General features: G+C 31.8%; 10 protein-coding genes. 5 read left to right on the top strand and 5 right to left on the bottom strand.

Annotated elements, in window-relative coordinates; all coding sequences use genetic code 11:
• The first annotated feature begins 42 nt into the window (after nt 1-42).
• From C0512_RS14085 to C0512_RS14075, 3 genes are all read left to right on the top strand, one after another.
• Nucleotides 43-1,443, top strand: coding sequence for an arginine decarboxylase (locus C0512_RS14085; RefSeq protein WP_290862661.1), 1,401 nt, complete (start codon nt 43-45; stop codon nt 1,441-1,443).
• A gap of 90 nt (nt 1,444-1,533) precedes the next feature.
• Nucleotides 1,534-2,508, top strand: coding sequence for a deoxyhypusine synthase family protein (locus tag C0512_RS14080; RefSeq protein WP_290862659.1), 975 nt, complete (start codon nt 1,534-1,536; stop codon nt 2,506-2,508).
• An 11-nt stretch (nt 2,509-2,519) separates the two neighbouring features.
• Nucleotides 2,520-2,963: a DNA primase gene (locus C0512_RS14075; protein WP_290862658.1), complete on the top strand. Its 444-nt coding sequence runs from the start codon at nt 2,520-2,522 to the stop codon at nt 2,961-2,963.
• A gap of 29 nt (nt 2,964-2,992) precedes the next feature.
• On the opposite strand, the gene C0512_RS14070 is transcribed toward C0512_RS14075, so the two are convergent.
• From C0512_RS14070 to C0512_RS14055, 4 genes are all read right to left on the bottom strand, one after another.
• Nucleotides 2,993-3,511: a DinB family protein gene (locus tag C0512_RS14070; protein ID WP_290862656.1), complete on the bottom strand. Its 519-nt coding sequence runs from the start codon at nt 3,509-3,511 to the stop codon at nt 2,993-2,995.
• 35 nt (nt 3,512-3,546) lie between these two features.
• The gene (locus C0512_RS14065; RefSeq protein ID WP_290862654.1) at nt 3,547-6,120 is read right to left on the bottom strand and encodes a phosphoenolpyruvate carboxylase; all 2,574 of its coding nucleotides are present in this window, start codon (nt 6,118-6,120) and stop codon (nt 3,547-3,549) included.
• Nucleotides 6,121-6,244: 124 nt separating this feature from the next.
• Nucleotides 6,245-6,724 carry a winged helix-turn-helix transcriptional regulator gene (locus tag C0512_RS14060; protein WP_290862652.1) on the bottom strand — a complete coding sequence of 160 codons (480 nt, stop codon included), beginning with the start codon at nt 6,722-6,724 and terminating at the stop codon, nt 6,245-6,247.
• Between the two features lie 79 nt (nt 6,725-6,803).
• On the bottom strand, nt 6,804-7,958 hold the full coding sequence (locus C0512_RS14055; protein WP_290862650.1) for a M14 metallopeptidase family protein: 1,155 nt from the start codon (nt 7,956-7,958) through the stop codon (nt 6,804-6,806).
• A 305-nt stretch (nt 7,959-8,263) separates the two neighbouring features.
• Here C0512_RS14055 and C0512_RS14050 point away from each other — a divergent pair, with 305 nt between their 5' ends.
• The gene (locus C0512_RS14050; RefSeq protein ID WP_290862648.1) at nt 8,264-8,680 is read left to right on the top strand and encodes a helix-turn-helix transcriptional regulator; all 417 of its coding nucleotides are present in this window, start codon (nt 8,264-8,266) and stop codon (nt 8,678-8,680) included.
• Nucleotides 8,681-8,684: 4 nt separating this feature from the next.
• On the opposite strand, the gene C0512_RS14045 is transcribed toward C0512_RS14050, so the two are convergent.
• Nucleotides 8,685-9,236: a 1-acyl-sn-glycerol-3-phosphate acyltransferase gene (locus tag C0512_RS14045; protein WP_290862646.1), complete on the bottom strand. Its 552-nt coding sequence runs from the start codon at nt 9,234-9,236 to the stop codon at nt 8,685-8,687.
• 57 nt (nt 9,237-9,293) lie between these two features.
• Between C0512_RS14045 and C0512_RS14040 the strand changes: the two genes are divergently transcribed.
• The coding region (locus C0512_RS14040; protein WP_290862644.1) for a spermidine synthase at nt 9,294-9,900 on the top strand (607 nt) is incomplete at its 3' end.

Genomic DNA, 9,900 nt, shown 5'->3' with positions numbered 1-9,900 from the left:
TAGTTTTTTACTTTACTTTTAATCTAAATTATTGAAACCTAAATGAATACAAAATATTTCGACCTAATCAATCAAACATTCTACTTTCCACAAGAAGAGTTTACATTAAATAAAGACAACCTCCAATTTCATCATATCGATTTGATGAAATTAGTTGAACAATATGGCACTCCGTTAAAGTTTACTTATTTGCCTCAAATTTCTAGTAATATCAATCGTGCAAAAGGTTGGTTTAGAAAAGCCATGGAGAAAAATAAATACGAAGCCAAGTATTATTATTGCTATTGTACAAAAAGTTCTCACTTTAGTTTCATCATGAATGAAGCGTTTAAAAATAATATTCATATTGAAACCTCCTCGGCCTTTGACATTAATATTGTTGAAAATTTAATGGCGGAAGGCAAAATCAACAAAAACACCTATGTGATTTGTAATGGTTTTAAAAGAGAACAATACATCGAAAATATTGCCAAATTAATCAATGGTGGTCACAACAAAACTATTCCAATAATCGATAATTATGAAGAATTAGATTTGTTGCAAGACAAAATTGATGGAAAATTCAAAATTGGAATCAGAATTGCTGCGGAAGAAGAACCAAAATTTGAGTTTTATACTTCTCGTTTAGGAATTGGATATAAAAACATACTTCCTTTTTACAGAAAACAAATTGAAGAAAATAAAAAGGTAGAACTTAAAATGCTTCACTTTTTTATCAATACCGGCATTCGTGATACGGCTTATTATTGGAATGAGTTGCTGAAATGTTTAAAAGTATATGTAGCCTTAAAAAAAGAATGTCCAACATTAGACAGTTTAAATATTGGTGGTGGATTTCCAATTAAAAATTCATTAGCTTTTGAATACGATTACCAATACATGATTGATGAAATCATAAATCAAGTTAAAATATCCTGTGAAGAAGCAGAAGTTGACGTGCCTAATATTTTTACTGAATTCGGTTCATTTACCGTGGGGGAAAGTGGTGGAGCAATTTACCAGGTTTTATACCAAAAACAACAAAATGATCGTGAGAAATGGAACATGATTGATTCCTCTTTCATCACTACTTTACCTGATACATGGGCAATCAACAAACGTTTTGTAATGTTGGCTATCAACCGATGGAATGACACCTACGAAAGAGTTTTATTAGGCGGGTTAACATGTGATAGCGATGATTATTACAATTCCGAACAAAACATGAATGCGGTATATTTACCGAAATATAACAAAGAAAAGCCATTGTATATCGGATTTTTCAATACAGGTGCCTATCAGGAAACTATTGGCGGTTTTGGAGGATTACACCATTGTTTGATTCCGCAACCCAAACATATTTTGATTGACAGAGATGAAAATGGTATTTTGGCTACGGAAGTATTTTCAGAACAACAAAGTGCCGAACAAGTATTATCCATTTTAGGCTATGAAAAAAAATAATATTTTTTGTTTGATAAAAGTATTTGTCTTTTCATAAAAAAAGTTTTTCTTTGAGCCAACTTAAAACAGTTAATAAAATTTAAAACATAAATGAGCAAAGGACCTATTAGTCAATTTATTGAGAAAAATTATCTTCATTTCAATTCCGCTGCACTTGTTGATGCCGCTAAGGGATATGAACAACATTTGCTTGAAAATGGAAAAATGATGATTACACTTGCCGGTGCAATGAGTACCGCCGAGTTAGGAAAATCATTAGCGGAAATGATTCGCCAAGACAAAGTGCACATTATCTCTTGTACCGGGGCAAATTTAGAAGAAGATATCATGAACCTTGTTGCTCATAATTCATACAAAAGAGTGCCAAACTACCGGGACTTGAGTCCACAGGAAGAATGGGATTTGTTAGAGAATCATTATAACAGAGTTACCGATACCTGTATTCCGGAAGAAGAAGCTTTCAGAAGATTACAATCGCATCTATTTGATATTTGGAATAATGCCGACTCAAAAGGCGAACGTTATTTTCCGCATGAATTTATGTATCAAATGATTAATTCGGGTGTTTTAAAACAATACTACGAAATCGACCCCAAAGATTCTTGGATGGTAGCAGCAGCTGAAAAAAACCTTCCAATTGTTGTTCCCGGTTGGGAAGACAGTACAATGGGTAATATTTTCGCTTCCTATTGCATAAAAGGAGAATTCAAACCCACTACAATGAAAAGTGGCATTGAATACATGATGTGGTTAGCTGATTGGTATCCAAAAAATTCCGGAGGTAAAGGAGTTGGTTTCTTTCAAATTGGAGGTGGGATTGCAGGAGATTTTCCAATCTGTGTAGTTCCTATGTTGTATCAGGATATGGAAATGCATGACATTCCGTTTTGGAGTTATTTTTGCCAAATTTCTGATTCAACCACAAGTTATGGTTCCTATTCAGGTGCAGTTCCAAACGAAAAAATAACTTGGGGCAAATTAGACATTCATACGCCCAAATTTATTATCGAATCTGATGCTACTATAGTAGCTCCATTAATATTTGCTTACTTACTTGATTTATAATTGATTTTTTTATGAGAAGAATTATTGTTGATTATGCCAAACTGACAAACGATATCTTATCCATGCTTGTGGAAAAATTTCCTGATGGCTATGAAGATTCTGATATTATTCGATTTAGAAATGCCCAAAACGAATTAATTGAAGCTGTTGAAGTTCGCACGGAAGACACTATTTACTTGGTAAAAGTGAGTAAAAAACTAGCTACACGTATTGAAAACTTTGAAGAAGATGAAGATTTAGATGTAGAAGTTGAAACTATTGCACCGGTAAAAGGTCTTGATTTAGATGATGATATAGATGAAGTGGATGTTGATGAAGAAGATGACGATGCCCCATCTGACGATGACACGGAAGTAGATTTATTAAAAGATTCCGGTGGCTCTGACGATGATGAGGATGACGATGATGAGGATGAACCCTCTGATGAGGATGACGACGACGAAGAAGATTACTAAAATACAAGGAGCTCAATTGAGCTCCTTTTTTATTTCAAATATCTTTCTTTTATTATCTTCTCATGATGCTTTTGATGTCCCAAAGTGATAAAACCAATAGCACGAACCGAAACCGGTTTTTCTGAAGCAGTACCCATTCGCAATAATTGTTCCTCCGTAAATGTTTTGAATAAACTAATGGTTGCCTTGCGAACAGTTGTAAATTCATCCATTAAATCATTCATTGCTCTGTTATTTGCAAAGGCAGTTTCTACATACTCATTTTCTTCAAAACCGGGTAATGGGGTTTTATCTTTTCGGGCAATTCGCAACGCACGATAAACAAATATTCGCTCGGCATCAATTAAATGTTGCACGATGTCTTTGATGGTCCATTTGCCTTCAGCATACCTAAATTCCTGTTTTTCAATTGGAATAGTTTTTAAAAAATTGATAAAAAAAGACAATGATTGTTCTAATTCATTCATTAAAACAACTTCCCCTAAAGCCTCAATGTAAGGTTTATAAAAAGTAGCGTATTCTGTTGATTGTAAAGATGATGTATTCATATATTATATATTTTTTACCTATTATAATTTAAACTTTATGCCGAATTTCTACTCGCATTAATATTCCCAAACAACGAACGGGTAACAATTTTTTCATAAACTGCAATTTGTTTTTCATTCGGATTTTTTTGACTTTTCAATTGGTTAATTTTCAATAAAGCATATTGTTGAATCGTCAATAATGGCAAGACAATTTGCTCTCTGATTGCAATAGATGCTTTTCCATCTGGATAATTCTCCATTAATTCTTTAAAACCCGAAAGCTTAAGCAAAAGACGTTTGCTTTCCAAATACTCATCATAAATGATTTGCCAAAATTCACCAAATTCTGCATCTTTCCGCATATAAGCTGTTAAGGGAAAAAATGATTTGGTTAGTGCCATCATACTATTTTCTAACAAGGTTTTAAAGAAAAGTGAGTTTTGATACAAATGTTCCACTTGTTCCCATTGATTGGTTTCTTCAAAATGCTTCAAAGCAGTTCCCACACCAAAAAAGCCCGGTACATTTTGCTTCAACTGACTCCAAGAACCAACAAAAGGTATAGCTCGCAAATCGTTAAAGTCTAATTGCTCAGTTTTATTTCTTTTGGAGGGCCGACTACCAATATTCGTTTTAGCATAATAATTTAACGTACTCATTCGCTCCAAATACGGTATAAACTTCGGATGTTGTTTAAAAAGTTTATACTTTTCGTAACTCAATTGTGATAATTCATTCAAAACCTTATTTTCCGAATCGGATAAAACTATTTCTCCTTTACTGAACAGTTGATTTGTCGCTCCTGCACTTAATAAATTTTCTAAATTGTAACGACAGGAATCCAACGTACCAAAATTGGAACTGATTGTTTGTCCTTGTACTGTTACTTGAATTTGTTGGTTTTCAATATTTGACCCTAATGAAGCATAAAACTTGTGCGTTTTTCCTCCTCCTCGTGCCGGTGGCCCACCTCTACCATCAAAAAACAGAACTTTAACTCCATATTTTCTTGAAACTGTCGTAAGCATTTCTTTCGCTTTATAAATACTCCAATTAGCCATTAAATACCCTCCATCTTTAGTTCCGTCAGAGAAACCTAACATCACTGTCTGAATGTTTTCTCTACTTTCAAGATGCTTTTTATAGGTAGGATTGGTGTATAATTTTTCCATGATTTCATCGGCCGATTGTAAATCGTCTACCGATTCAAATAGTGGCACTACATCAACAGCAGGATTTACCCAACCGCACAGATGAAACATTGCAAGTGTTTCCATCACATTCAAAGCACTTTCATTATTACTGATGATGTAACGATTACAACCTAACTCGCCATTGTGTTCCTGAATGGTTTTCATGGCATGAATCGAACTTATTGTTGATTGAGTAATTTCATTTTCAAAATCAGCCTCGGTTAATGCACCTTTCACATTTGATAACACTTTAATCTTTTCAATTTCATTTAGTTGATGATAATTATCCGGGAATAGCTTTTGTTCTTTAGAAACAATATCTTGAAAAACCTGTTTGTGAATTTTACTGTTCTGACGAATATCTAATGTTGCAAAATGAAATCCGAATAAGTTTAATTTATTCAGCAACAAATCAATTTCGTCCATATAGAGTGATTGATGTTCTTCTTTAATTATCTTTTTAATTTTTAATAAACTCGATTGCAACTCATCAAATGTCAAATAAATTTCACCTCTTGAATAAAAAACAGAACGGTATAATTTGCCCTCAATTTCAGCGATAATTGTATCAACCTCTTTGAATGTCAGTTTTCGTTTTAATTTTCTAATATCATTGTAATAACATTTCAAAATAGAAGTTCGTAATCGTTCAGCAACTTTGAGTGTAATTTCCGTTGTAACAAAAGGATTTCCATCACGATCACCTCCAGGCCAAAAACCTAAATTTAATATTGAATTATGAATTTCCTGACCATCAAATATATTCTTTTGAAGATATTGAATCATTCCGCCGGCAGCCTCATAAAATACATTTTCCAAATACCAAATTAAACTGATTGCCTCATCAAAAGGGGTTGGTTTTTCTTTTTTGATAAAAGGTGTTTTTCCCAATTGAGCCAATAATTTTTTAATTTGAATCAAATCATTTACCCGAACTGCTTCAGTCAAATCTGTGATGATTCCTAAGACTGAACCAGGATAAAATTGTGTTGGATGTGCCGTAAGAACAGTGCGGACTTTAAAATTTTCTAAAAACTCTTTGAGTTCTATCCCTTTTGAACGTTGGTCTGCCTTTTCTTTCATGTCTCTTAGCGAACCTCTTCCTTCCATGTTATTCACAATTGGAAAGGCTGCATCTTCAATCGCATCAAATAATACTATTTGGCGTTCAACATATTGAATAAAGCGAAACATCAATTCAATCTTTCTATCTTCTGAAGGATGGTCTAAGTATTTTGAAGCAAACAAATTGAAAATTTCTTCCGGACTTTGTTGATTCTTGAACCCATTTTCACATACTTCTGAAAACAAGGGAAGCAAAACACCTGTATTGTCTATCGCATCAAAAGGTAAGGTTATAAAAACACTATTGTAAATTTGATATTTAGAAAGTACATTTTGATGAAATCGTTCAATCTTGGGTAAGGTATACATAAACGCTATTTTGATTACTAATTTAGTGAATTTTAAATTGAAAAATAAAACACAAAGCTTGTATTTATTTCATAAAAAAACCCTCTCGTTCAAAGGAGAGGGTTTGTACTTTAAGATTTCAAAATTACATGTTTTGAAATATAGTATGCATCAAACGTTTTTTATCGTTAATGCTTTCTTCTAAGGAAATCATCGTTTCTGTTCTGTAAACGCCTTCAATATCGTCTACCATAAAAATAACATCTTTGGCATGTTTAGTATCTTTCGCACGAATTTTACAGAAAATATTAAACTTTCCGGTCGTAACATGAGCAACCGTTACAAATGGAATGTCGTTGATTCGCTCCAAAACAAATTTTGTTTGAGATGTATTATTCAAAAACACACCTACATAAGCGATGAATGAATATCCTAATTTCTCATAATCCAAGGTTAATGAAGATCCCATAACAATACCTGCATCTTCCATTTTCTTAACGCGAACATGAACAGTTCCCGCAGAAATCAATAATTTTTTTGCAATATCAGTAAATGGAACTCTTGTGTTATCAATTAACATATCAAGAATTTGGTGATCTATTTCATCTAAACGAAACTTACTCATGGCATTTTATCTATTAGTAATTAATTATTAAATTAAGACGCAAATGAAATACAATTTATTCAATTAATAAACTAATTTATTATTTAATTAGTAAACCATTAACAAACACCTTGCTTTTTCCTATTGTAAAATTTGCTTTTTCTTCAATATTTGGAAAATCATCTGTTCCGTCATGAAATAAATCTTCTTGTGCATCATATTCCAGATGTCCATAAAAATCATTTAAATCTCCAACAGATGAAATATAGGCATTGAAAAACAATTGATTTTCAATAATTTCTTCTTTATATTGAGCTGCAAAATTCGTTATAATAATTGAATTATCATAATTTATTTTGACATTTCGATAAACAATATCGTAAAAACAGACATTATTTTGCGGAATTTTCAAATAATCATCGATTTTGTTGTTAACTATATCGTTTTCGTAAAGCAAAGAAAAACTGCGTAATAAACTAATAAAAATAAATTTTCTGGTTTTTTCTCTTTCATAATCATTTTGAAAATGTCCCGCTTCAAACAACACCGTTGGAACTCCTAATTGTTGAAAAGTGTCTCCCACACAATTTCGATTAAAAGCGTCATCAAATCGACCAACCTGATTTGGAATATGCTTTTGCAATTCCATATTAATTCCCGCAATAAGATTAATTGCTTTTTGTCGGGTTGAATTAATTGCACACTCTTCATTATAAGAAGGAGCCAAAAACGATACAGTTGCCGGATTATTTGTTTTGCCGGCAGCAAAAATTGTACGCTGATCATGAAGATTAAAACAAAAATCGGGCTTAAAACTTGAAAATTGAGAGAAAAGCAACTGGCTTTCAGGTTGTGAAAGATTAATAAAATCACGATTCAAATCAATTTTATTTGCGTTTTCTCGAGTATACAACTCAGCACCGTCTGGATTGAGCATTGGAATAAAAAGAAATGTAAATTTATCTTTCCATTTCTTCACTTCTTCAACATCCGAATCTAAATAATTAAACAAATCGAAAAGTGCTTTTGTTGTGGTACTTTCATTACCATGCATTTGAGACCAAAGCAAAATTTTATAATCTCCGATTCCGGTTTGATAACCATATATCGATTTTTCAAGAACCGATTTTCCCAAAACATCAATCTTGTTTTTGAACAAATGTTTACCAAAAAGAGGTTCAATATTTTTTAAGGTAATGTAACGACCAAACAAATCCTGCTCTTTGTGTTTTTCGAAAACCGAATGATAATCCATGATACTGTTTTTTACTATTACAAAAGTAAACATCTTTAGAATAACAATTGTAAACGATAAAAAAACACTGTAAATTTAACTTTGTAAACAACTTATTACATCTAATAATACTCCTAAATTGACAAATGTCATTCGAAAATATAATTATTATTTAAAAATATGATTTCCAATATTTTATTATACTTTTATTAAAGTTTAAATTCTTTATAAATTAATTATTATTGCCAAAATTACAATTGTAACAATTCCTTTTTAAAACTAAATGATTACATTTGTAACAATCTATTTTACCAACAACATTCACTATGTTAAACACGCAGGAAATTGTAAAAAAGCTCGAATTGATTTTTGATTATTACCAATTAAATGCTTCTTCTTTTGCAGACAAAATTGGCGTACAGCGATCTAGTTTATCTCACCTACTCTCCGGCAGAAACAAGCCGAGTTTAGAATTTGTTATCAAAATAACAGAATGCTTTCCTGAAGTGGATTTGTATTGGTTTTTAATGAATCAAGGTGATTTTCCTAAATCGGAAAAGAAAGTCGTTGCTGTACCGGAATTAGTAAATACTCAAAAAAATGCAGAATTAAAAGAAGTTAATTCATTCGTAATTAATCAAGAAAAACATAAAAACAACTCAAAATCAACTAATTCCATTGAAAAAGTAATGATTTTTTATACCAATGGAACTGTTAAAAGCTATAATTATTCAGAAGAATAACTATTTACACTCCATAACTTTGACTTGGAAACTTACCAACAACCCCTTTAAACTGCTTTTCTAATTCAGGTATATCGGAAAGAATATTTCCTGTTGGAAAGAAGGGTTTCCCTATTTTTACTTCCTTTTTACCATAGTCAAAGGCAATGGGCACAATTGGAACTTTTGCTTGAAGTGAGATATAATAAAACCCTGTTTTCCATTCTGTTACTTTTTTACGAGTCCCTTCAGGAGCAATGGCTAGTCGAAAAGTTTCTCGTTCACTGAATACTTTTGCAATGGCTTCCACTCTATTCAATCCTCCGGTTCTGTCTAGTGGTGCTCCTCCCATCCATCGAAAATAAAATCCAAAAGGAAATCGAAACAATTCTTTTTTTCCAACAAAATTCATTTCTAAACCAACTATGCCTCGTGTAAAAATGCCAAGATAAAAATCATGCCAACTTGTATGTGGCACAACAATCATGACACACTTTTTGAGTGATGGTTCCAAAGTTCCGGATATTTTCCAACCCATCAATTTGAAAAAAATTAATTTATAAAGTGCTTTCTTCATTGTAAAATATTTTAGTAAAAATACGATATTTCTCTTATTTTTACTGAAATTTATTCCATGCTAAAAAAAATCATAAGCTACTTATACCCTATCAATCTTTATAAAACCACTTCTGAAATCAGCAAAACTTTAGAAGTGACCTTAGTGAATGGAGAAATTGTGTTAGATAGCAAAAACACAAATTACTCCTATGGAAGTTTACAAAGAATTTTAAGAAAAGGGCTTAGATTTATTGGTTTTGATACTATCAAATCCATGAATCACATTTTAGTTCTTGGAGTAGCAGGCGGAAGTGTAATAAAAACGTTAAATGATGAAATTGGCTTCAAAGGAAAAATAACCGGAATTGAGTTAGATGAAAAGGTAATAGAAATTGCCAATGAACATTTTGAACTAAACAAAATCAAAAACCTCAACCTCATTCACCATGAAGCGTTTGAATTTGTATTAAAAACAAAATTAAATTTTGATTTAATTATAATCGATATTTTCCAAGATACTATAATGCCGAGTTTCTTGTTTGAAGCTTTTTTTCAAAATAGGTTGAGAGAAATTTTAAATCCGGGTGGTTTTATACTTTTTAATACCATGATTTTGAAAAACATTGATGAAGTAAGAAATGATAATTACATTCGTTTTTTTGAATCTTTACAATACAAAGTAA

Source organism: Flavobacterium sp. (assembly GCF_013822155.1).
In the GTDB taxonomy this organism is placed as follows: Bacteria; Bacteroidota; Bacteroidia; order Flavobacteriales; family Flavobacteriaceae; genus Flavobacterium.
The sequence above is the reverse complement of the archived record's forward strand: the minus strand, read 5'-3'. Positions and strand labels throughout refer to the sequence as shown.

Bases quoted from the DNA above. Each gene is read 5' to 3' on its own strand.
- C0512_RS14055 (WP_290862650.1), bottom strand. From the start codon at position 7,958: ATGGATTATCATTCGGTTTTCGAAAAACACAAAGAGCAGGATTTGTTT.
- C0512_RS14070 (WP_290862656.1), bottom strand. From the start codon at position 3,511: ATGAATACATCATCTTTACAATCAACAGAATACGCTACTTTTTATAAA.
- C0512_RS14085 (WP_290862661.1), top strand. From the start codon at position 43: ATGAATACAAAATATTTCGACCTAATCAATCAAACATTCTACTTTCCA.
- C0512_RS14065 (WP_290862654.1), bottom strand. From the start codon at position 6,120: ATGTATACCTTACCCAAGATTGAACGATTTCATCAAAATGTACTTTCT.
- C0512_RS14060 (WP_290862652.1), bottom strand. From the start codon at position 6,724: ATGAGTAAGTTTCGTTTAGATGAAATAGATCACCAAATTCTTGATATG.
- C0512_RS14045 (WP_290862646.1), bottom strand. From the start codon at position 9,236: ATGAAGAAAGCACTTTATAAATTAATTTTTTTCAAATTGATGGGTTGG.
- C0512_RS14080 (WP_290862659.1), top strand. From the start codon at position 1,534: ATGAGCAAAGGACCTATTAGTCAATTTATTGAGAAAAATTATCTTCAT.
- C0512_RS14075 (WP_290862658.1), top strand. From the start codon at position 2,520: ATGAGAAGAATTATTGTTGATTATGCCAAACTGACAAACGATATCTTA.
- C0512_RS14050 (WP_290862648.1), top strand. From the start codon at position 8,264: ATGTTAAACACGCAGGAAATTGTAAAAAAGCTCGAATTGATTTTTGAT.